Origin of the sequence: Serratia sp. JKS296 (genome assembly GCF_900215445.1) — a bacterium.
Lineage (GTDB): Bacteria > Pseudomonadota > Gammaproteobacteria > Enterobacterales > Enterobacteriaceae > Serratia > Serratia marcescens.
In genome coordinates, this window is record NZ_OCMX01000001.1 from 1,637,392 (window position 1) to 1,658,405 (window position 21,014).

20 protein-coding genes are annotated in these 21,014 nt (G+C 58.3%); 5 read left to right on the forward strand and 15 right to left on the reverse strand.

Features of this window, described 5'->3' with window-relative positions:
- Nucleotides 1–9 precede the first annotated feature (9 nt).
- A complete protein-coding gene (locus CRO23_RS07745) occupies nucleotides 10–903 on the reverse strand; it encodes a LysR family transcriptional regulator (RefSeq protein WP_097101682.1) in 894 nt (297 codons plus the stop codon).
- Between the two features lie 107 nt (nucleotides 904–1,010).
- Here CRO23_RS07745 and CRO23_RS07750 point away from each other — a divergent pair, with 107 nt between their 5' ends.
- Nucleotides 1,011–2,318: a serine hydrolase domain-containing protein gene (locus CRO23_RS07750; protein WP_097101684.1), complete on the forward strand. Its 1,308-nt coding sequence runs from the start codon at nucleotides 1,011–1,013 to the stop codon at nucleotides 2,316–2,318.
- 91 nt (nucleotides 2,319–2,409) lie between these two features.
- Here CRO23_RS07750 and CRO23_RS07755 read toward each other — a convergent pair whose 3' ends face one another.
- The 9 genes from CRO23_RS07755 to CRO23_RS07795 all read right to left on the reverse strand — a co-directional run bounded on the left by CRO23_RS07755 (nucleotide 2,410) and on the right by CRO23_RS07795 (nucleotide 11,495).
- Nucleotides 2,410–3,183, reverse strand: coding sequence for an ankyrin repeat domain-containing protein (locus CRO23_RS07755; protein ID WP_097101686.1), 774 nt, complete (start codon nucleotides 3,181–3,183; stop codon nucleotides 2,410–2,412).
- Nucleotides 3,180–4,682: a phospholipase gene (locus CRO23_RS07760; RefSeq protein ID WP_097101687.1), complete on the reverse strand. Its 1,503-nt coding sequence runs from the start codon at nucleotides 4,680–4,682 to the stop codon at nucleotides 3,180–3,182. Before CRO23_RS07760 ends, CRO23_RS07755 begins: the two co-directional genes overlap by 4 nt.
- A 224-nt stretch (nucleotides 4,683–4,906) precedes the next feature.
- The gene (lptG, locus tag CRO23_RS07765) at nucleotides 4,907–5,986 is read right to left on the reverse strand and encodes an LPS export ABC transporter permease LptG (RefSeq protein ID WP_097101689.1); all 1,080 of its coding nucleotides are present in this window, start codon (nucleotides 5,984–5,986) and stop codon (nucleotides 4,907–4,909) included.
- Nucleotides 5,983–7,053 (reverse strand): LPS export ABC transporter permease LptF, encoded by a 1,071-nt coding sequence (gene lptF / locus CRO23_RS07770; protein ID WP_097101691.1) that lies wholly within the window; start codon nucleotides 7,051–7,053, stop codon nucleotides 5,983–5,985. Before lptF ends, lptG begins: the two co-directional genes overlap by 4 nt.
- A 28-nt stretch (nucleotides 7,054–7,081) precedes the next feature.
- Nucleotides 7,082–7,648 (reverse strand): YtfJ family protein, encoded by a 567-nt coding sequence (locus CRO23_RS07775; protein ID WP_097103080.1) that lies wholly within the window; start codon nucleotides 7,646–7,648, stop codon nucleotides 7,082–7,084.
- Nucleotides 7,649–7,668: 20 nt separating this feature from the next.
- On the reverse strand, nucleotides 7,669–8,538 hold the full coding sequence (locus tag CRO23_RS07780) for a hypothetical protein (RefSeq protein ID WP_016927024.1): 870 nt from the start codon (nucleotides 8,536–8,538) through the stop codon (nucleotides 7,669–7,671).
- On the reverse strand, nucleotides 8,535–9,872 hold the full coding sequence (locus CRO23_RS07785; RefSeq protein WP_004935553.1) for a lipopolysaccharide biosynthesis protein: 1,338 nt from the start codon (nucleotides 9,870–9,872) through the stop codon (nucleotides 8,535–8,537). Before CRO23_RS07785 ends, CRO23_RS07780 begins: the two co-directional genes overlap by 4 nt.
- A 72-nt stretch (nucleotides 9,873–9,944) precedes the next feature.
- Complete coding sequence (locus CRO23_RS07790; RefSeq protein WP_079452231.1) at nucleotides 9,945–10,739, reverse strand: hypothetical protein; 795 nt, start codon at nucleotides 10,737–10,739, stop codon at nucleotides 9,945–9,947.
- A 30-nt stretch (nucleotides 10,740–10,769) separates the two neighbouring features.
- Nucleotides 10,770–11,495, reverse strand: coding sequence for a lipoprotein (locus CRO23_RS07795; RefSeq protein WP_033632594.1), 726 nt, complete (start codon nucleotides 11,493–11,495; stop codon nucleotides 10,770–10,772).
- Between the two features lie 372 nt (nucleotides 11,496–11,867).
- On the opposite strand from CRO23_RS07795, the gene CRO23_RS07800 reads away from it, so the two are divergent.
- Nucleotides 11,868–12,599: an ATP-binding protein gene (locus tag CRO23_RS07800; protein ID WP_015378484.1), complete on the forward strand. Its 732-nt coding sequence runs from the start codon at nucleotides 11,868–11,870 to the stop codon at nucleotides 12,597–12,599.
- A gap of 70 nt (nucleotides 12,600–12,669) precedes the next feature.
- Here the strand turns inward: CRO23_RS07800 and spt are convergent, their stop codons facing one another.
- Genes spt through CRO23_RS07820 form a run of 4 tightly spaced genes read right to left on the reverse strand, consistent with a single transcriptional unit; the run spans nucleotide 12,670 to nucleotide 16,771 of the window.
- The gene (spt, locus tag CRO23_RS07805; protein WP_016927027.1) at nucleotides 12,670–13,842 is read right to left on the reverse strand and encodes a serine palmitoyltransferase; all 1,173 of its coding nucleotides are present in this window, start codon (nucleotides 13,840–13,842) and stop codon (nucleotides 12,670–12,672) included.
- Entirely contained in the window at nucleotides 13,829–14,089 is a 261-nt protein-coding gene (locus tag CRO23_RS07810) for an acyl carrier protein (RefSeq protein WP_015378483.1), read from the reverse strand. Before CRO23_RS07810 ends, spt begins: the two co-directional genes overlap by 14 nt.
- A gap of 31 nt (nucleotides 14,090–14,120) precedes the next feature.
- Nucleotides 14,121–15,035 (reverse strand): NAD-dependent epimerase/dehydratase family protein, encoded by a 915-nt coding sequence (locus CRO23_RS07815; protein WP_016927029.1) that lies wholly within the window; start codon nucleotides 15,033–15,035, stop codon nucleotides 14,121–14,123.
- A complete protein-coding gene (locus CRO23_RS07820; RefSeq protein WP_089184799.1) occupies nucleotides 15,032–16,771 on the reverse strand; it encodes a fatty acyl-AMP ligase in 1,740 nt (579 codons plus the stop codon). The genes CRO23_RS07815 and CRO23_RS07820 overlap by 4 nt, the downstream gene beginning before the upstream one ends.
- A 737-nt stretch (nucleotides 16,772–17,508) precedes the next feature.
- Between CRO23_RS07820 and CRO23_RS07825 the strand changes: the two genes are divergently transcribed.
- The 3 genes from CRO23_RS07825 to CRO23_RS07835 all read left to right on the forward strand — a co-directional run bounded on the left by CRO23_RS07825 (nucleotide 17,509) and on the right by CRO23_RS07835 (nucleotide 20,221).
- A complete protein-coding gene (locus CRO23_RS07825) occupies nucleotides 17,509–18,633 on the forward strand; it encodes a hypothetical protein (RefSeq protein WP_016927031.1) in 1,125 nt (374 codons plus the stop codon).
- Between the two features lie 219 nt (nucleotides 18,634–18,852).
- The gene (locus CRO23_RS07830) at nucleotides 18,853–19,218 is read left to right on the forward strand and encodes a diacylglycerol kinase (protein ID WP_004935528.1); all 366 of its coding nucleotides are present in this window, start codon (nucleotides 18,853–18,855) and stop codon (nucleotides 19,216–19,218) included.
- Nucleotides 19,219–19,321: 103 nt separating this feature from the next.
- The gene (locus tag CRO23_RS07835; RefSeq protein ID WP_097101693.1) at nucleotides 19,322–20,221 is read left to right on the forward strand and encodes a LysR family transcriptional regulator; all 900 of its coding nucleotides are present in this window, start codon (nucleotides 19,322–19,324) and stop codon (nucleotides 20,219–20,221) included.
- On the opposite strand, the gene CRO23_RS07840 is transcribed toward CRO23_RS07835, so the two are convergent.
- Nucleotides 20,196–21,002, reverse strand: a complete 807-nt coding sequence (locus CRO23_RS07840; protein ID WP_048796852.1) for a substrate-binding domain-containing protein — start codon at nucleotides 21,000–21,002, stop codon at nucleotides 20,196–20,198. The two genes, CRO23_RS07835 and CRO23_RS07840, sit on opposite strands and share 26 nt — an antisense overlap.
- Nucleotides 21,003–21,014: the final 12 nt, after the last annotated feature.

Here is a 21,014-nt window from a genome sequence, read left to right on the forward strand (position 1 = left end):
AACGACTTTTCACTCCCCAACCCCCCGCCACAACCCCGGCAACAGCGCCAGCGTCTCATCAATCAGCGCCCGACGGTCATTGCCCGGCTTCCAGATAGTCACCATGGTTTGGCTGATCCCCTGGCTGCCTACTTGGGTGCGCAGCGTGTTGACGTTTTTCCACTGTTCGGCATGCATATGCGTCGGCAAGAATCCCCAGCCGCAGCCTTGTTCGAGCAGGGCACGCAGCATTTCCAGTTCGTTGGTAAAGATAGTGTGCCCGGAAATTTGCAGGCGGCGCGCCACGGGTTCGTCAGAATCCGGGTGCATGATTACCTGCGGCGTGAGCGAGAGCTCCAGCAGCGAAAGCGGCTGTTCCGCGCCGGGGAAAAGCGCTTTAGACGCGTAAAAATCCATCTCTATCGCCCCTAAGGCGCGCCACTCCATGGCGTCGCCCACGCTGCGGTTGCGCGCCTGGCAGATGCCCAGATCGGCATGGCCGTTTGCCAGCAGGCTTTCCGCTTCGTCGCGCGAGGCATTAATTAGGCTCAGGCGCGTGTTGCGTTGGGCCATGGCGGCAATCAGCGCCTGCAGTAGCGCGCGGGGCGTAAAGGGATCGTAGACCAGTGAGATTTCCTGCGCCGCGCTCTTCGGCACGTCTTTGGCGAACGCCTCAAACGCTTTCACCTGGCGCATCAGCAGGTGCGCCTGGCGTTGCAGCTGTTCGCCCTCCGGCGTCAGGTGCAGGCTGCGCCCCTCGCGCAGGAACAGCGCATAGCCCAAGCCATCCTCGAGAAAATCAATCAAATCGCGCAGCGTCGTGCGGTCTTTGCCCAGTTTGAGCGCGGCTTTCGCCAGGCTGCCGTGCTCGGCCACGGCGGTGAAGGCTTCCAGTTGGGCAAAGGAATAAATCAGGCTTGGCACGCGGTTCTCCCGTCGATTTTGCGGGGGATTTTCCCCCATCAGGCGTTTTTTATTATAGGCCGCGTTTTTTTAAGCTGAACGCCTTCCTGAGCTAAGCGAGAAAAAATATGAAAAGCAAAGTGTTTAACCGCAGCCTGCTGGCAGGCGTTGTCATCAGTCTCTGCAGCGGCCTGTTGGCGCCCGCCGCGCTGGCCGCCTGTGCGGGCACCGAACTCAGCGCCTGTCCCGCGCCTTTCGATGCGCAATTGCCGGACACGCACAAGATGCTCACCTGGAGCCAGAGCGACCGGGTGATCGGTTTTCGTAATGACTACCGCAACTATGCGGGGGATGTGTTTCATCACGGCAATGCCATACCGCTGGTGGCTGCCGCTAAACCGTTAACGGACGCCAGGTATCGGGTGAATGGCAAAACCTATAGCCTGCAGGATTACCTACAGCGCCAGAACGTCAGCGGCATGCTGGTGCTGAAAGACGGCAAAATCGCCTGGAAATATCTGGGGGAGGGCAATACCGACGCCACTTTGTGGACGTCGCGCTCGGTGGGAAAATCGGTGGTCGCCACGCTGGTGGGCGTGGCGATTAAACAGGGCAAGATCCGCTCGCTCGACGATCTCATCACGCAATACGAACCCGATCTGAAAGGCACCGCGTGGGACGGCGTGACCCTCGGGCAGCTGATCACCCACACCTCCGGCGTGGCGTGGAATGAGGATTACACCAACCCGAAATCGGACTTTGCGCAGCTGACCGAGTGTGAAGCCAGGCCCGGAACCTACGCCTGCGTGCGCAAGCTGGTGGCCGGCTTGCACCGTGCACATCCGGCCGGGCAGAACTGGTCTTACTCCTCCGGCGGCGCGTGGCTGCTGGGCGACGTGCTAGAGCGCGCCACCGGCATGCCGCTGGCGGCCTATCTGCAGCAAAGCATCTGGCAGCCCTACGGCATGGCGAGCGACGGCGTGTGGCATGCCTACGCCAAAGGTCAGCACGACGTAGGCGCGCACGGCTTCAACGCCACGCTGGAAGACTGGGGGCGCTTCGGCGAATTCATTCTGCATAACGGGAGGTTGCCGAACGGCAAACAGATCTTGCCGGCTGATTGGGTAGCCCAGTCGTCCAACTGGACTCGGGCGGCAGGCTCGGTGTCGGCGGCGCACCCTAACGGCATTTACGGATTCCAATGGTGGAACAACGAAGTGCCGGCCAATGCGGCCAACGTAGAACCTGCCCCGCAGGCATCCCTGAAGCATTCCCTGTGGGCGCTGGGGATCTTCGGCCAGATGATTATGGTCAATCAGGCGGAGAATCTGGTGATCGTCCAGTGGTCTACCTGGCCGCAGGCGGAGCCTTCTTTCAGCGCGCAACCGCTGGAGGCATCGCTGATGTTTAGTGCGATAGCGAAGGCATTGCGTTAACGTCGGCTGGGCAAGCAGGGGCTGGATGGCGGTTGCCATTCAGCCCCTGAACGGTATATTACATGTCTTCGACGTCGACCTTAGGGGAGTCTCAATTCTCTACAGGTAGTGGAGGCCAGTCACCACCCTTTTTAATTAATAACTCTTTTATCTTGTCAATTTTCTCTTTATCCTCGGCATCTCCTACGCCTCTATCTATAAAGCGCTGAAGCTGATTGCCCATAGTCCAACCAAACTTCCCTTTGATTTTACTATCCGCACCTCTCTCTAACAAAAGAATCGTATGATCAAACGAATGAGAATCCAATGAGCTTATTAACAAGGTGTTTCCCAATGAGTCTCTTGTATTTATGTCTGCGCCATAATCCAGCATCACCTTTAACGTTTCAGGGTTTTTGGCTTTGATTGTTTGGAATACAATGGGTTCATTGAATACCTTGTCTTTTGAGTTTGGCGGTAAACCGCCGTCGAGCATGGCTTTGACCCAAATCCCCTTGTCGGCTTTCATGACGAATTCCGCTGGGCTGCTCCCGCCCTCTGGTCTGGGTTGCAGCGGGTCTGCGCCACTTTTTACCAGGTCGGTTATTATTTTCAGCCTTTCCGGCGTATTTTTATCATAGATCGCGTTTAGCACCGACCAAAACAGCAGGGTCATGTCTGCTTTCACTGGTCGATTCAGTTCTTGCTTGCTTATTGAAGGAAGCTTTTCTTTCAGTTTCACTTCATCGCCATCATAAATCAGCTGTGCGACTTCCAGTTGACGGCCTTCAAAAAAATCCTGCGGCTCATATTCCATATTTTTTTTGCATCCTTGCATCATGAGAACAGTAAACAGTAACGCCATGGCCATTATCAACTTGCTCATATTCTCCCCCTGATAGTGGCGATATCATCGTCTTTCTGGTCTTCAATCAACTTTATTGTCTGGTCTATACCGTGTTTATCGAGCAAGGTTCCTGTCCCACCGGCAAGAGTGTGTGGTATGCCGGCGGCATCAGGTATCGCCAGTGATGACCACTCTTTCAAGGTGAAAGGCAATGCTGTGCCCCAGGGTTTTTGCAAAGCATCGGGCAGGGCATTTTTTATAAGCTCATAATCACTTTCGTTATTAACCTCCTGTAACGTGGTTAACAGTTCTCCTTCCACTCGATAGGCCTGTATGTTCTTGGCTGAACCAAGAGCCTCCCCTCCGTATTTTCTAATTGTTCCGCTGTTGAGCCCGGCTGCATTAAACGTCCATGCGGGTTTTCCACTGGTCATTGATGCTGCGGAGGCCATTCCGCCACCTAATGAATGACCAGTAATATCAATGCCGGGGTTTTTTGATATGCTTTCGCCAATATTGATGGCCTTTTTATAATACTCGGAGTTTGCCCCCATCCCCTGCGCGCCATTATTTATCCAGTCATTCACATTTTTAATTCCTGACAAATCGCCCTTAAGGGCCTTTTTGGCGGCGCTGCCGATTCCCTCCGGGAACTCTGGCGCTCTTGATCCTCTGAACACGACCGTCGGATTCATCTCTTTACCAAAAATACTGTTGTCAGGTTGATATACCCTTGCCAAAAAATCCGGCGATTCATCTCTGTCGAAGAGCATATTTCTGTTTAGCCCAATTTTACTCAGGGCCGCATTATCGTTACTGATATCTTTCCAGCCCTCGGGAACGCCGGGTGTATCCTTTAGCGGATTCGTGGTCTTGTAGATATTCTCCGCCAGCTTTGCCTTCTCGACGGCGACATTGTTTGCCGCCAGGCGTTCCGAGGCGATTCGGGCGTCCGGGTAGATACTCCGTTGCCCGCGGCCAATGAGGTATTTTCGCTCCTGCCAGCGTTGCGCTTTGGTCAAGGGGCCAGACACGACCGACTGTGAGGCTCTTCTACCTTGCGCCGGGATATCCGGGCCAAGGGCCGGTTTGGCCCGCGTGACTTGTGCGGGGAAGACGGATGGGCGCGCCCGGCGGCCACCGTAAGACTTCACGGCCTCTTCGTACCGCTTCACTATCTTGTCCACCGGGTAGTTGGGCTCTTGTCTTCCCTGCGGTATCAGGTAGCCGTCGATGTCGGCGTAAAATGGCCCCATCGTCGCCAACACGCCGGGCCGGGTTTCGACCGCTACGACAACGCCGCTCATCAGGTCGCTCTGCACTCTTGCGCGCAGGTTAGAGCTTATTCCGTTTTGCGTAACGCCGACTTCACGGCGGATCCGTCCGCCACCGCGAAAACCAGAAAAAAGCGACAGAATGTCATTGTCCGGCATGTATGAAAGGCTGTGACAGGCGCTGGAAGGGCTGACTATACGGGGGAATTCATCAGGTGAAATAATATCATCGGCGATATACAGCAGTTTCAAACGGGAAAACATAGTGTGTCTCTTCCTTTGCTTGCTGCGTCTTGGCCTGTTCAGGCGGGCGCTCGCACTCCTTGCACTCGATGGCGCCCTGAGGGGGCATGTTATCGAACGGCAGTCAGCGGTAGCTAACGGCGCATAGGACACCAGATAAGGGATAATAACGGCTCAAGCCAATTTGTAAAGCCGGCCAAAGGTTAACCGGAAAGTTCTTGTTTTCCAAAGGCTGCTGCGGGTTTTTAACCCCGCCGATCAAACCGATAAACCAGCGCCAACGCCAGCGCCAAAATCAGCAGCGGCGGGGCGAGGGCGGTGAAGGGCGCGTTGAGGGTGAACAACAACCCCAGGTTGAGGACGATCTGGTAAGCGATGTAGGTCAGCAGCCCGATGATGACGCCGAGCGCTAATCGGCTGCCCATGCCGGGGGCGCGCGGGGCGGTGAAGGTAAACGGGATGGCCAGCAAAATCATCGCCAGCACCAGCAGGGGCTGGCCGAGTTTTTTCCACAGCGCCAGGCGGTATTCGGTGCTGGGCTGCCCCGAGCCCTGCAGGTAATCGATATAGCGATCCAGCTGTTGGAGCGAGAAACTGCCCGCCGGCAGGGTCAGCTCTTTCAGGCTCGGCACCGCGAACAGCGAGCGCCAGAGCAGGCTGTCTTGCCGCGCAATCGTCTCCTTTCTGCCTTGCCAGCTTTTCTGCATCACGTTATGCAGCAGCCAGTTGCCGTCGGCGGCGGTGCTGGCGCTGTCGGCGTAAATGTAAGATTCCAGCGCGCGGTTGGCCTGATAACGGAAGATCTCTATGCCGTGGGGCTGGTCGTTCTCATCGACGGTTTTGACCGTCACAAACTCGTTGCCGCGCCGCGCCCACAGCGGGTTCACGGTGACGTCGTTACTGTTCGACTGCGCCAGCGCGTTGTTTTTCATCTGCAGCGCGCGTTGTTGCAGCGGCGAGGCGGCCCATTCATCGAGGGCGCCGAGCGAGAGGTTCATCAGCAGCCCGGCGGCGAGCATCACCAGCGCGATGCGGAATATCGACATCCCGGCGGAACGGATCGCCGTCAGCTCCAGGCTTTTAGACAGCTGCCCCAGCCCGACGATGCCGCCGAGCAGCGCAATAAACGGCCCCAGATCGACCAGGCTGCGCGGCAGCGTCATCACGGTCACCAGCAGCGCCTGCTGCCAGCGGTAGCCGCCCGGAGTGACGTCCTCCAGCTCGTTGATCAGCGTAAAGGTGGTGAACAGCGGGATGAGCAGCCCGGCCGCGGCGGCGAAGCCGATGAACACGTTGCGGATCAGGTAACGGCTAAAAATAGTCATCGGGAGGGTTTCCGCAGCAGGGATAAGTCGCGCGCCAGCAGCAGGGCGATGCCGACAGCCATCGCCAGCGGCACCAGCCAAACGCCGGGGATCGTCGGCAGAGAGCCGTTGGCCACTAGCGTGCGGCAAATGTTGCCGCCATAGAAAATCACGGTAAACAGCACCGTCAGGGGCAGCAGCGCGGCGTAGCGCCCCTGCCGCGGCTTGATGCGGCTAAAGGGGATCGCCAGCAGCACCATCAGCACGGTGGTCAGCCCACGGCTCTCGCGCCATTGCAGTTCGGCGGCGTCGCCCGGATCGGCGGAGCGCGCCAGTTCCGCCGGCGAGGCCGACTTGTGCCGGCTCTCGGCGCTGGGCACGAACGGTTTGAGCGCGATGTCAAAGTTGTCGTAATTCTGGCCGTTGTCGTCGGCGCCCTGGCGATCCAGCACATAGGCGGTGCCGGTTTTCAGCCGCACGGCGGGGCTGGCGGGAGAGGCGTCGAGCACTTCCACCGACTGCGCGCGGTACAGGTTGGTGTGATGGCCGCCGCGCACATAAATCAGGGTGTCCGTCAGGTGGTTGGCCGTTTTGTCGACGTGATTGGCGAGGATCATGCGGCCGTTGCCGCTGACGTTGAATTTGTCGGCCTGCAGGTGGCTCACGTCCAGCACCGATTGCGACTGTTGCTGCAGCTGATAAATATTGGCGTACGCCCAGGGCCTGCCATACAGCGACAGCAGCGTGACCGCGATCGCCAGCGGCACGGCGAGCAGCAGCACCGCCTTGTACAGCCGCAGCGGGCTGGCGCCGGCGGCCAGCATGGCGGTGATCTCCGCGTCGCTGTACATCTGGCTCAGCGCGACCGCCACCGAGACATACAGCGCGACGGGCAATATCATCTCCAGCGCGATCAGCGATTTATAGAAAACCACGTCGGCCACCACCCGCAGCGCCAGCGTGCCGTTGGCGGCGTCGGTCAGGTAGCGCTGGGCGGAGTAGCTGGCGAACATGAAGATCAGAAACCCGGCGATCATCATCACCAGGCGGCGGATCTCAACCGTGATATAGCGTTCAATCAAAGACATGCGTTATCAGTTCCCGGCGGCGTGCGCTTCATGGCGTCTCCTGCGCGATCAGCGCGCGCAGCAGGGCGATCACCTGGTCAACTTCCTGCGGGGTGAGTGTGCCGTCCTTCGCCCACTGCACGCGCCCGGCCTTGTCCAGCACTACGATGGTGGAGCTTTCCTCCGGCAGCCGCCAGGCCATGCGCCCCAGCCCGTCGCTGTCGACGATGAATTGCGCCCAGGGATAATGCCGCTTGTTTTTCTCGATCTTGCCGCGCACGAAGAAGCCGGAGCCCGGAATCGCATCGTCGGTGTTGACGATGGTGGTCGGCTGGAAGCGATCGCCCGGCAGGTTCGCGTCCTTAACGGCGTTGATCAGCAACGAGTTCTTCTTTTTGGCGGAGGTGCGCCCGGCGATGTACTGGATCACCCGCACCTTGCCCGCCAGTTTTGCGCTGTTCCACGGCCGGTAGCTGAAATCGCCGTTGCGCAGCAGCAGCTCGCCGCGATCGGCGATGGCGATCGGCGCCACCGGCCGGCCATGCACGAAGTTATGCGCGGATGCCGCCAGCGGCGTCAGCAGCAGGGCGAGGGCCAGCAAGCGAGGTAACGTCATCATGGCTACGGGCAATGCGCTTATCTGCCCGCCGCGATGGCCGGCTGGGAAAACGACAGGGGAAAGCGCGCCAGCAGCAGCTCCAGGCGCTGGCGGATGTCGATATCCAGGATCGCCGGCCGATCATAGATATCGCCGCCGGCCAGCTTGTCCGCCACCATCACGTCATGCCGGTCACCCATCAGGCCGTTAATCGCCGCCAGGAAGCGCGAGATCTGCCGGGCCTCGCGGTTGTCGGGATCGATCGATCTCAGCGTGTCGTAGAACGAGACCTGGCGGCTGACGATTTTGCGCACGTCATGGAACTGATGCCCGGTCAGCGCCGGGCCGGCGATCAGCGTTTGCAGCTGGCGCATTTGCTCCTGACGGTAGGTGATAAAGCCCTGTGCGCTTTCCAGCCGGGTGTGGCGCAGCGCATAGCGCACGTAAGACCACACCGGCTTGCTGAGCAGCAGCCGCAGCAGGTTGCCGTACAGCGTCAGGTTCTTCTGGTTGCCGTTGCGAAACGCGTCCTGAAAATGGCCGAGCACCACGGTGGTGGTGTGGAACAGGCGGTTGGCGCGGTGGGGGGCGCCGTACAGCTGCTGGGCGAAGCGCAGGTGCTTATAGCGGGCGCGGATATATTTGTAGCGCATGCGGGTCGCCGCCGCCAACTGCGGGTCTTGCAGGAAACCGTTCACCAATTGCAGCAGCTCGCGACGGGAAAAGCCGTCTTCCCAAAACTGCAGGCACAGCGCGTAGTTGTCCCGAATGCTTTCGGGGGAGCATTCCAGATCGATCTGCTGCGGCAGGCTGATATTCGCCTCAACCAGGTCGTCCTCTTCCACCGCGACAAACAGCGCCTGGGTGGTTTCGGCGGAGAACTTTTTCCAATTATTGCTAGCGGTCATTGATTACTCTCTTTGGGCACATTCAGCCCCAACATAAAGCGATTGCGGTAGGCGCCGATCGTCGGTATCAGGGATAACAGAACGTCTAAACATTGCCCAAGTAAATAAGCGAAGGCGGCGCCCTGCACGCCGAAGGCATACGCCATCGACACCAGCAGCGCAATGTAGGCCGCCGAGGCCGTCGCCTGCGCGATCAGGAAAGCGCGCTGCTTGCCCGCCATAAACAATAAGGATTCCTGCGGGAAGCCCATCATGGAGACGATGATCGCGCCCAGCATGATTTGAATCAGGTCATAGGCTTCCAGGTATTGCTGCCCGAAGACCGCGGAAATAAGCGGCTTGCCCACCAGCAACATCAACACCGCGACGGCCAGGCCGATGCCGCCGGCCAGCAGCGAGGAGCGCAGGCCGAGCAGCCACGGGGTCTTGGTGCGCGGATCCAGGCGCATGATCTCGGGATAGAAGCTTTTCTCCAGCAGCTTGGCCGGGGTGCCCGTCGCATCGAAGAAGGTCATGGCGATCTTGAACAGCCCGGCGGCGGCCGGCCCGAGCACCACGCCCACCAGCACGGTGGTGCAGGAGTTGCGCGCGGCCCAGATGGTATGGGCGATGTTGGTGGTCCAGACGAAGTTCCAGGCACCCTCGATGCGGCGCGCGACGTTGAACAGACGCGGCCTCAGCGCGCCGTGGATATCGCGGCGGCGCAGTTCGCGCGCAGTGAACCACCAAAACAGCGTGCCGCCGATCAGGTTCGAGGCGTACCAGGTGACGATAAAGCCGGGGAACCCCAGATCGAAATAATAGGAGATGACGCTGCCCACCGCCTGCAGGAACGGCTTGATCGCCTGCTGGATGGCGATGAGATCGAAGCGGTTGAAGGCGCGCAGCACGCCGGTCGGCGTGGACGAGGTCATCGATGGGATCAGGGTGCAGTACAGCATGGCGAGCCAGAAGCTTTCGCTGTCCAGCCCCAGGGCGTGAGACAAGAACGGCAGCATGATCATGCCGCCCAGCACGGCGATGACGCCGCTGGCGATATCCAGGCCGAAGGAGAAGGCGACGACGTCGCGGAAGCGCCCGGTATTTTGATGCTCCAGCGCCGGAGTGCCGAATTGCACCACAAACTGCCAGGTCTGGAATTTGATGAAATCGCTGACCGCTTTGGTATAGGCCTGGATCACCACCAGCACGCCGAACATTTCAGGCGACATGCCTTTACCGGCGCAGGAGAGCGCCAGCAGGCCGAGCAGCGCGCTGGCGACGCTGCCGGAGCCCAGGTAGGCGGCATTACGTAAAATGGAACGAAACGCGCCGTCGGAAAACCACCGTTTCATAGCCCAAACCAGCCGTTATCGTTGTTTTGCTGCATTTTGTGTTCCGCAGTCATGCGCTTGCCCTGTATTCGTTTAATAAACCTGAGTTTCTTTACCGGCGTTCTCGCCGGGTTGCCCGAGATCGCTCTGCGGGCGCTTCGCGGGGTTCACCACGGCGGAAATGGCGTTGAGCGCATTGCTCAGCACCTCGTCGTAAGGGGCTCTGGCGTCCAGCTCGATGATGCGCGCGCCGTTGTATTGCAGGCGCACCATGGCGGCGATCTTGTCTTTCAGCTCTTCGTAACTGTGATCGGGCTTGCGGGAAAAGGCCGTATCGACGTCGATATCAAGGCGAATGATCAGCGCTGGCCGATAGACGGCCATGCGTTGATATAAACGGCGTTCGCGCGCCGCCAGGCGGCTCAATAGCCACCCTTTTGCGCGTTCCACGCCGATGCCGGGCCCATCGTAGTAAAAACCTGAGATTTCCGCCTGCGGGTAGCGATCGCTTATCACCAGAACGCCGCTCTGCGCCAGCTGCCGCACCTTGCGCAGGTTGGATGCGCGCCACAGCGAAAAACCGTACATGATCAGCGCCGCCCACAGCGCCGGCGGCCTGTTGCTCATGCGCTGGGTTTTGTCGGATTTCGCCGCCAGGCGCCGTTCCAGCCACACGCCGATGAACGGCAACTTTTTGATTTTGTCGCCGTCTTCGCCGGAGATCAGCCCCAAATAGCGCCGCTCCGTGGGGCGATGTTGCTGCAGGTTTTTCACCAGGTCGGCGGTCAGCGTGGACTTGCCCGTGCCGTCGCTGCCCACCACGGCAATCAGCCCGGTGATGCAGACGGGAGAGGTATCCTGTTCGGCGGTGAGTTTATTTTTATTCATCTGTTTCGGTACGAAAAGGTTATTTGTCGGCTAGGCATTGGCGGCCCTCAGCGATATTTTAACGGCGCGCAGCGATGCGTCGAAAATACGGTCGGCGGGTTCGCGGCCGTCTAAATCCAATATGTTAGCGCCGTTAAACGTCAGGTGCGGGATGACGGCGATCTTTTCACGCAACGCCGCCAGCGAGTGATCGGGTTTGCGTGAATAGGCCGTTTGTTCGTCAATATCCAGCCGAATTAATAATAAGGGCTGATAAGACGCCATCCATTGGTACAGGTTTTGTTCGCGCTTTCTCAACCAGCGGATCCAGCGATTGCCGCCGGCGGTTTTCGCCAACTGCGGGCCATCGAAACGAAACCCCGCCACTTCGGCCTGCGGATAACGATCGGTGATCAGTAATGCGCCGCTGCGGCTTTTCTTCAGCATGCGACGGAATTTATAAACGCGCCAATAGGAGAGTAAAAATATCACCAGCGCCGTGGCATTATCCGGCGGTGTGGAAGGGCGCTCATGCACGCGTTCCGATTTCTTCAGCAAATAACGCCCGAAGGGCGCGCCAATAATCGGCAGCGAACTGATCCATTCGCCGATGCGCCCGGAAGACTGGCCGAGATACAGCAGTTCGGCAGGTTCTTGTGCCGATAACGCGTTGACCAGGCTGGCGGCTAATGTGGATTTTCCCGAGCCGTCACAGCCGGTTATCGCTATTACGCGCACGGGCGAGCGATCAGATGAAGGTCTTATCTGCTGACTCACAATAATTGATCCAATGCGAAAAAAACTATTGTATTCCAATACGCCTTGGGTTCAAGATATTTATTGTGCTTTGCTGCGATAAAATAATGAGATCGGCATTCTTCTTCGTTATTTGAATTGATATTTATGGCGTTTGTTCTTGTTATTTTGTGCTAATTGTTCGTGCGTGGGCCGGTTTCGCTTTTTATGTTAATTTTCGGCATGGCTCGCGGCGAAAAAAGAGCAGAGGTTTTCAATTTTCGCTTAATATTTTGTGCTTTTTGGCGCTGCGTATGGCAAATTTTTTTTCACGCAGCCGCCGCGGCAATGATAAGCGAACGTTCGCTTCAAATATGGCACGCCGTTTCTGGTGTATTGAAAGAGAGTCTTATTATGAGTGCAAAATTTCCGCCGCTGATTGCGGTTATCGGCAGCGACGGATCGGGTAAGTCCACCGTTTGTGAACATCTGATCGAGTATGTGAAACATTATGGCCCGGCGGTGCAGGTGCATCTGGGCAAACAGGCAGGCAACGTCGGGCGCGCGGCGGCGAAATTGCCGCTGCTCGGGCGCTCGGTGGGCAAGGCTATCGAGAGCAATACCAAAAAAGTCAAAACGAAAAAATCCCGGATTGGCCTGTTGCCGTCGGCGGTGATCATCGCTTTCGTGGGGCGGCGGCTGCTGCGTTTTCGCCGCATGCTGGCGTATCGCCGGCAAGGGTTCATCGTGTTGACCGACCGTTTTCCGCAGGCGCAGATCCCTGGCGCTTACGATGGCACGGTTTTTCCCGTCGACGTTGAAGGCAGCCGTTTCGTCCGTTGGCTGGCGGCGCGTGAACGGGCGGCGTTTCAATGGATGGCGGGGCAAAAACCGGATCTGGTGCTCAAGCTGAATGTCAGTCTGGACGTGGCCTGTGCGCGCAAACCCGATCACCGCAAAGCGGCGCTGGAGAAGAAGATCGCCGTCACGCCTTTATTGACGTTCGAAGGCGCCGACATCGTGGATCTCGATGCCGATCGGCCGATCGAGGAGGTGCTTTCGGCGGCGGAAAAAGCCATCGCGGAATTTATGGCGGCGCAGGGGTATCGCTATTCGGCTGATGGGGTATCAACGGCTGCGCACTGAGGCGCGCATCGGTTCGGCAGGGCGGCGAGGCCATTTTCGGCACCGCCGCCGCGGCCGAGAGGGAAAGGCTTTATTTTTTCAGCGCCGCAAAGGCGCGCACGATGGCGTCGATTTCTTCATCACTGTGCGCGGCATTGACGCTGCAGCGCAGCAGGGTCACGCCCGCCGGCGCGGCCGGTGGCAGCACCAGGTTCACATAGACGCCGTGGGCGATCAGCTCGCGCCAGAAACGCAACCCTTCTTCCTTTGAACCGATCATGACCGGCACCACCGGGCTGATGCGCGGCCCCAGGGTATAGCCCAGCTCGGCGAGGCCGTGGTACAGACGGTGCGCATTGCTCCACAGTTTTTCCCGCAGCTCGGGATGGCGGGCGATTTTTTGCAGCGCCGTGCGCACCGAAGCGATGCTGGACGGCGACGGCGAAGCGGTAAAAATATACGGCCGGCTGCTGTAGCGCAGCACGTCCATCCCCTTGCCGCCGACGGCGAAACCGCCGATCGAAGCCAGGCTTTTGCTGAAGGTGCCCAGGATGATATCCACATCTTGCTCGACGCCCAGCGCTTCGGCCAGGCCGCGGCCGCGCTCGCCCATTACGCCGAAGGAGTGCGCTTCGTCCACCAGCAGATACCCGCCCAATCGCCGCTTGATGTCGACGATTTCCACCAGCGGGGCGACGTCGCCCAGCATGCTGTAGATGCCTTCCACGATAATGATCGCTTCGCGGGCGCGTTCGCCCAGGCGCACCATGCGGCGCTCCAGATCGGCGGCGTCATTGTGGCGGAAGCGAATAATTTCCGCGCCGCCGAGGGCGCAGGCGTCGTAAATGCTCGCGTGGCTGTCCGCGTCGATCAGCACCACGGCGCCCGGTCCCGCCAGCGTGCTGATAACGCCCAGGTTGGCGGTATAGCCGGTGGAGAACACGATGGCGCTTGGGCGATCGAAGAATTCCGCCAGCTCCCGTTCCAGCGTCAGGTGCGATCCGTAACTGCCGTTCGCCATGCGCGAGCCGGTGGTGCCGGTGCCGAGCGCGGCCAGAGCCGCCTGGCCGGCGGCGATCGCCTGCGCATCGAACGTCAGGCCAAGGTAATTATTGGTGCCGGCGAGGACAATCTTTTGAGCGCCGATGCGCCCCTGGGTGGCGGAATACACTTCGTCGATACAGGTGCCGAACGGATTCAGACCGGACGTTTGAAATTGTTCACGGTCATTGGCGAGTCGCGCAAACTTATCATACAGTCCCATGGTTTTTCTCCAGATAAGGGCGCAGCGCGTCAAGCAGTTGCTCAGGCGTTCTGACATCAAGCAATATATTGATAGGAATGGAGATATCTAATTCATCTTCCAGCATCATCAGCAGATCCAAGACTCTGATGGATTCCAGGCCAAGATCATTGACGAGATCGCTATCAGGTTTGATTTCCACTCCGCCTTCGACGATACCTTGCAAACACGTCAGGATATAATCCATTACAGCATCGCGATTTAGCATAAGAACGTTGACACACCTCTACTTGGAATAATTAAAACAGCCCTTCACGCAGCGCGCGTTCCAAACTCACCTGTGGAAACCAATTAATCTGTTGCGACAGCGCCTGATTATTGGCGGACCAGTCGCGATGCGTTAATTCGCGTATTTTGCTGCGCGTCAGCATCGGCTCTTGTTTTACCAGGCGGTTCCACAACACGCTGATATCCGCCAGGGCTTTCAGCAGCGGCAGCGGAATGCCCACCAGACGCACCGGCCCGTGACGCACGGCGGCGCCGATGTCCCGCAGGCGCAGCCAGTTATAGCCTTCGGCCACGCCGTCGCACAGTTCGTAAATATTCGGCTGCGCGGGTTCGGTCTGCACCCATTGACTGACCGCCTTTGCCAAATCGCTCACGTGCAGAAAAGAGAGCCTGGCGTCAGGCGCGCCCAGCCGGGGCAGCACGCCGCGCAGCAGGCCGTTGAACAGCGGTTTCAGCTCTTTATCGCCGGGCCCGTAAACCGCCGTCGGGCGGAAAATCCCCAGCGCGATATCGCCCGTGGCGGCGATGAGTTGCTGCTCGGCGGCCTGTTTTGAATGGGCGTACCAGGACAGCGCCGGATGGCGGGCCGCCAGCGACGACATGAACAAGAAGCGATTGCAGCGGCCGTTCTGTTTGGCCGCCTGCATCAAATTCAGGCTGCCGGTGACGTTGCAGCGGGTGAATACCGCTTCCGCATGCCCGCGCACCTGGCCCGCACAATGCACGACGCACTCCGCGCCGCGCACCAGTTCGGTGAGCGAGGGCCGATCTTCCAGCGCGCCGGGGATCCACTGCAGGTTGTCTACGGCGGCTTTTCCGGCTTGCCGCGTCAGGGCGCGCACGCTAAACCCTTGCGCCAGCAGTTCCTGGACGATATGCCGGCCGATAAAGCCGGTCGCGCCCGTCACTGCCACGGTGCCGCTCATTGCGCGAAACCGGCCAGCTGCGGCATTTGCGGGTAGAGCGAAGCGCTCAGCCAGCGTTTCTTGGCCTCCGCGCGCGCGGGTTTGCCCGACGACGTGCGGGGAATGCTGTGCGGCGGCAGCAGCTCGATGTCCACCGCGATGCCGAACTCGCTTTGAATGCGCGCGCTCAGCGAATGCACGATTTGTTCACGGCGCTCTTCCGAACTGACTCGGCACTGGATCTGCAAAATGATCCTGGCCGCTTCGTCGTGTTCTTCGGTCACGAAGGCAATCGCATCGCCGGAACGGATTTCCGGTTCGGATTCCGCGACGTACTCAATATCCTGCGGCCAGATATTGCGGCCGCGAATGATGATCAAATCCTTCTTGCGGCCGGTGACGTACAGATAGCCGTCCAGCAGATAGCCGAGATCGCCGGTGTCCATCCAGCCGGTCACCTGGATCTGCTGCTGGGATTCATCGTCGCAGAAATAGCCGTTCATCAGGCTGGGGCCGGATATCGTGATATGGCCGACCTGGCGCTCCGGCAGCGGTTGCCCGGTTTCGCTGCGGATCTCGATGCGATGGCCGGGCAGCGCACGGCCGCAGTTGACGAAGGTCGAGACGGCGCGGGTCTTCTTGCCCGGCGCGACCGCTTTACCCTCGTACTCCAAAATATCGCGGTCGACCGCGTTGGTTTGCGGGCCGGAGCTGGGGTCGGAAAAACTCACCGCCAGGGTGTTCTCGGCCAAGCCGTAGCACGGCATGAAGGCTTTGCTGTCGAAGTTGATGCTGCTGAAGTGTTCGCCAAACTGGGCGAGCAGCTCGGCCGGGATCGGCTCGGCGCCCACGCCCGCAACCCGCCAGCTGGAAAGATCCAGATCGGCCAGCTCTTTGGCGTTGCTGCGGCGCAGACACAGATCGTAGCCGAACGGCGGGGCGACGGACACCGTGCCGCGATTCTTGGCGATCAGTTTCAGCCACTGCATCGGGCGCATGGCGAAATCTTGCGTGCGCAGGTAGTCGACGGACAGCTGGGTCGCCACCGGCGTAAGCAGGAAACCGACCAGGCCCATATCGTGATAGAAGGGCAGCCACGAAACGCAGCGGTCGCCGGCGCGCAACTTGATCCCGTCGCGACTGATCGCGTTCAGGTTCGCCATGGCCGCCCGCTGGGTAATGATCACGCCGCGCGGAAAACGGGTGCTGCCCGAGGTGTATTGGAGATAGGCGATATCGTCGGGCGAAGGCGCCGGCAACGCGATCTCCGGCTCTGGCAAGGCGTTAAAGTCCGCGTCGCTGAGGATGTGCATCGCCGACGTGTTTTCCGTGGCCGACGCGATGAGCGGCGTCCACTCTTCGCTGCTGACGATCGCCGCGGGGTTGCAGCTGGCGATCAGCCCTTTCAGTTTGGCGGTGTAGGAGTCGCGCTGGCCAACGCCCATCGGGATCGCCAACGGCACCGCCACCAGGCCGGCATATTGGCAAGCGAAAAAGGCTTCGACGAAGCCCGGGCTGGTTTCGGCGATAAGCGCCACGCGATCGCCTTTCTTGAGCTTCAGGGACAATAAACGCCGCGCGCCCGCGATCGCTTTTTGCTGCAGCGTGCGATAGTCGAGAACGGTCACGAGTTGATTGCGACGGTCGTAAAAATTCATTCCCGTATTACCGAGCGCCGCGTAATCCAACGCGTCCACTAACGTGGGGAAGTCCGCATAGCGCATGGGAAGAGAATGAACGGAACTTGTTTCAGACATAGACAAACTTAGCCATAGATTAAAAATCACCAAAAGAGAGAAATCACTCTTGGCGAGGTAATTGATGTTTTACTATGAATAGGTTTTGAATAAGTTTGTTATTCAACCATCTTCATTCCGCGAACAGCGTATATTGCCGTGCTCGAGCGGCATGCCGGTTATTAACCGGGCAGAACGTAAGTAGCCCGAGTCATCAGCCTTGAGCGGCACCCTGGCGAGATATGAGAGACTATTGTAATATCCGGACTTCGCCGTTCTTTAGTCTGCATCTGTCGGGCAGGAAATAACTGTCGGCTCATAGGTTATGACCTCATGCATGGCTATCTTGGAACTTAAACACTTCCTAAACAGTATGCCGCAAGAAATTCAAAAGTGAACGATTCATTTAAGGCTAATCTTAAAAATAGCATTAAGTGGTAAAAATGGCGGCGCACCTCCTGATTAAAGTCGGTACACTAAAAGCGGCGAGTTTCTTTTACCATAACAGCACGAAATAATAAAAGAGCACTATTAGCGTAGCCTGGCTGCGCCGCTTTCTGTTTCCTTTTTTTATCAATTATGGACATCACAGGGTGAATGTCAGGCAACACGTTGCTGATTCGCCGGGGGAAATATTCGGTTTTTCTTATCATTGAGCCGGAGGCATTACACAATTCAATAAAAGGGAACCGCATAAAAAATGCTAAAGGCGTTGTCGCGTGCTTATTTAATTATTTTATTAAAACGTAAGGCTATTTATGATCCGTATTGAGAAAGTTCTGGATAAACGCGAACTTAAAGAATTTATTGCTTTCCCCTCGCAACTGTTTCGCGATGATCCGAACTGGATTGAGCCGCTGCATGTAGAGCGCGAAGAGCACCTGTCAAAGAAAAATCCCGGAACCGACCATATTGAATGGCAGGCATGGGTGGCCAAAAAACAGGGCAAAGTCGTTGGGCGCATCACGGCGCAAATCGATTCTCTGCACCGGGAGCTGCATGGCGAGGATACCGGCCACTTCGGCATGATTGACGCCGTTGACGATCCCGCCGTGTTCAGCACCTTATTCACGGTAGCGGAGGAGTGGCTGAGGTCGAAAGGCGCGCGTAAAATCACCGGGCCATTCAGCCTCAATATCAATCAGGAAAGCGGCCTGTTGGTCGAAGGGTTCGATACCCCGCCTTCCGCCCTGATGACGCACGCGAAACCCTACTACGCGGCCCAGATAGCGCAGCAGGGCTACAGCGAGGGGATTGATTTGCTGGCCTATTGGATGAAAAGAACCGACCTGCATTTTTCGCCGTCATTAACCCGGATGATGGATCAGGTGCGTAAAAAGGTGACCGTCCGCCGTCTCAATCGCAAGCGCTTTCGCGAGGAGATGCAGGTGCTGCGCGAGGTGTTCAACTCCGGATGGCAACATAACTGGGGGTTTGTCCCGTTCACCGAGCACGAGTTCGCCACCATGGGGGATCAGCTGAAGTTCCTGGTGCCCGACGATATGATCCATATCGCCGAGGTGGATGGCGCGCCCTGCGCCTTTATCGTCGGTCTGCCGAACATTAACGAAGCGATTGCCGATCTGCAGGGGCGCTTATTGCCATTCGGCTGGGCGAAGCTATTGTGGCGCCTGAAAGTCAGCGGCGTGCGCACCGCGCGCGTGCCGTTGATGGGCGTACGCCAGGAATATCAATTCAGCCGCATCGGACCCATTATTGCGCTGCTGCTGATTGAAGCGCTGCGCGAGCCTTTCGCCAAGCGCAATATCGACGCGCTGGAAATGTCGTGGATCCTGGAAACCAATACCGGCATGCGGACGATTTTAGAACGCATCGGCGCGGTGCCGTACAAGCGCTATCGCTTGTACGAGAAAACGCTTTAAGCGGCTGATATCGCGTCCTCTTTTTACGCTCCCAGAATAATAACCGCGCCAGGGCATTTTCGGGCGGTGCCGTTTCAGGAGCAGGGTGACGGCGAGTGAGCGAATGCATCGTCTCCGGAAAGAGAACGGTTAAGGTTTTTAATTAATAAACTCAAGATAAATTCACGCTGCGTGATTTATTTGCGAGTGACTGTCGCAGTTTTGACGAGAGCTGATTGTATGCCTGTGGAAAAGAAAAAAGGAATAAGCCGATTAACCTACAGCATTAGGAATTCCTGGGCCGGGTTTATTGATGCCGTGCTTACCGAAGATGCGTTCCGCCAATTATTGGTTATTAATGCTATCTTACTGGTTGTTACATTTGGTTTAGATATTACAAATATAGAAAGGCTGTTATTAATCACCTGCAGTTTTCTGCTATTGGTGGTTGAGCTGCTTAATACGGCGATTGAAACCGTGGTCGATCGCATTTCGCTGGAATTACATCCGTTATCCAAACGCGCCAAAGATTTGGGCGGCGCAGCGCAGCTGGTGGCCGTGGTGATGACTATCATTATTTGGGGAATGGTGCTGCTGGGGCGATAGGGGCTTTGGTGGCTCAACCAGCAAGCCGGTTGCCGTGGCGATATAAGCGGTTATCATCGTTGGTTTGCGTTTTATGCCATTTCAGCAAGGAGAGTTGGCCGTTATGCCCGTAAATTTTGATCTCAACGATCTCTATGCGTTTCGCGCGCTGGTGGAGTACGGCAATTTTCGGCTGGCCGCAGAGTCTATCTGCCTGTCGCAGTCGGCATTGAGCCGCAGGATTGAGAAACTGGAAAACGCGCTGGGCATCAAACTGTTCGATCGCACCACCCGGCGCGTGACCTTGACGCTGTACGGGCAGGCCTTTGCCGAACGTTCTGAGCAGTTGCTGATGAACGTCGAAGCGGTGATGGCCGATATCGATAAGGTCAGTCAAGAGCGGGTGGGGCTGGTTACCGTCGCCACGGTGCCCTCGGCGGCCTACTATTTCATGCCCGACGTGATACGCCGTTTCCGGCTGCGCTATCCGCGCGTGCGCGTCAAGCTGATCGACGGCAGCGCAGGCAATGTGATTGAGGCGGTCACCGGCGGCCAGGCCGATTTCGGCATCTGCTTTGCCGGGCGGCTGCAGCCTAATCTTGAATTTGTGCCGCTGGTGGGGGACGTCTACGTGGCCGCCTGCCGACGTGACCATCCGCTCGCCGGTAAAAAGAGCCTCACCTGGCGGGAATTTTATCAGCAGGATTACGTCTCGCTGGATAAAACCTCCGGCAATCGCAATCTGCTCGATCAGCGCCTGGAACACCTCGTGCCGGAACGCCCCAGCGTGTGTGAAACTCGCCATGTGACAACCATGCTGGGCATGGTTGAGGCGGGCATCGGCATTGCCGCCGTGCCCGCCATGTCGATGCCCGCTTCAGAACATTCGGTGTTGACGTCGGTGCCGCTGGTTGATCCGGTGGTGAAACGCACCGTCGGTCTGATCCGGCGCCGCGGCCGCATGCAGTCTTTCGTCGCCGCCGAGCTGGAAAAGCTGATTACTGAACAGTATCACTCTGCCTGACTGGCTGCTGTGCCGGCACGGTTCGCATGCCGGTCGCGCGAATGGTCGGCTGCGCCTGAGAGGAGGCGAGGAAGTTCAGCAGCGCTTTGCCTTCGCGGCGGTGCTCCGCCTTAGCGGTCACCGCGCCGGCGAAGCGGGTGATGTACTGCACGTTTTCCGGCAGCTCGCCGATAAAGGTGACGCCCGCCACGGGCAGCAATTCGCTGACCTGCTGGAAGCCCAGCGCGTATTTCCCTTGCGCCACTTCAGAGGCCACCGGGATGCGCTCAACCTTATGCGCCTTTCCTTTCACCTGTTCCTCGATGCCGAGCTTTTTGAACAGTTGGCCGCTGACGTAGCGGCCGCTGGCGCTGTCGGAATAGGCGAAAGAGTCAGCTTGCAGCAAGACATTGCGCAGCTCGGCATCCGTTTTTATCGCCGGTTTGGGCGCGCCCTGTTTCACCACCATGCCGATCGGCGAGTCGGCCAGCTCCACGCGCGAACCCGGCTGGATCCAGCCGCCTTTGTCCAGTTGGGCCAGCGCGTCGCCCACCATGATTACCACATCGGCTTGCTCTCCACGCGCCAGCCGCGCGGGGATCGCCTGCGGCGTTTTACCCATCGAGGGGCCGGACACCAGAATGATTTTGTCGCCGCTTTGGGCTTCATATTCCGGAGCCAGTTTTTCCAGCGCGGCTTTGAAGCCGCCGGAGATCATCACGGTCACGTCTTTGGCCAGCGCCGCCGTACTGCAGGAGGCGCACACCAGCGCGGCGAGGATCGAACGAGTGAGTTTCTGCATGACATGATTCCC

Bases quoted from the DNA above. Each gene is read 5' to 3' on its own strand.
- CRO23_RS07810 (WP_015378483.1), bottom strand. From the start codon at position 14,089: ATGCTAAATCGCGATGCTGTAATGGATTATATCCTGACGTGTTTGCAA.
- CRO23_RS07750 (WP_097101684.1), top strand. From the start codon at position 1,011: ATGAAAAGCAAAGTGTTTAACCGCAGCCTGCTGGCAGGCGTTGTCATC.
- CRO23_RS07825 (WP_016927031.1), top strand. From the start codon at position 17,509: ATGATCCGTATTGAGAAAGTTCTGGATAAACGCGAACTTAAAGAATTT.
- CRO23_RS07820 (WP_089184799.1), bottom strand. From the start codon at position 16,771: ATGTCTGAAACAAGTTCCGTTCATTCTCTTCCCATGCGCTATGCGGAC.
- CRO23_RS07755 (WP_097101686.1), bottom strand. From the start codon at position 3,183: ATGAGCAAGTTGATAATGGCCATGGCGTTACTGTTTACTGTTCTCATG.
- CRO23_RS07840 (WP_048796852.1), bottom strand. From the start codon at position 21,002: ATGCAGAAACTCACTCGTTCGATCCTCGCCGCGCTGGTGTGCGCCTCC.
- CRO23_RS07775 (WP_097103080.1), bottom strand. From the start codon at position 7,648: ATGACGTTACCTCGCTTGCTGGCCCTCGCCCTGCTGCTGACGCCGCTG.
- lptF (WP_097101691.1), bottom strand. From the start codon at position 7,053: ATGTCTTTGATTGAACGCTATATCACGGTTGAGATCCGCCGCCTGGTG.
- CRO23_RS07790 (WP_079452231.1), bottom strand. From the start codon at position 10,739: ATGAATAAAAATAAACTCACCGCCGAACAGGATACCTCTCCCGTCTGC.
- CRO23_RS07785 (WP_004935553.1), bottom strand. From the start codon at position 9,872: ATGAAACGGTGGTTTTCCGACGGCGCGTTTCGTTCCATTTTACGTAAT.
- CRO23_RS07815 (WP_016927029.1), bottom strand. From the start codon at position 15,035: ATGAGCGGCACCGTGGCAGTGACGGGCGCGACCGGCTTTATCGGCCGG.
- lptG (WP_097101689.1), bottom strand. From the start codon at position 5,986: ATGACTATTTTTAGCCGTTACCTGATCCGCAACGTGTTCATCGGCTTC.
- CRO23_RS07835 (WP_097101693.1), top strand. From the start codon at position 19,322: ATGCCCGTAAATTTTGATCTCAACGATCTCTATGCGTTTCGCGCGCTG.
- CRO23_RS07760 (WP_097101687.1), bottom strand. From the start codon at position 4,682: ATGTTTTCCCGTTTGAAACTGCTGTATATCGCCGATGATATTATTTCA.
- spt (WP_016927027.1), bottom strand. From the start codon at position 13,842: ATGGGACTGTATGATAAGTTTGCGCGACTCGCCAATGACCGTGAACAA.
- CRO23_RS07800 (WP_015378484.1), top strand. From the start codon at position 11,868: ATGAGTGCAAAATTTCCGCCGCTGATTGCGGTTATCGGCAGCGACGGA.
- CRO23_RS07780 (WP_016927024.1), bottom strand. From the start codon at position 8,538: ATGACCGCTAGCAATAATTGGAAAAAGTTCTCCGCCGAAACCACCCAG.
- CRO23_RS07830 (WP_004935528.1), top strand. From the start codon at position 18,853: ATGCCTGTGGAAAAGAAAAAAGGAATAAGCCGATTAACCTACAGCATT.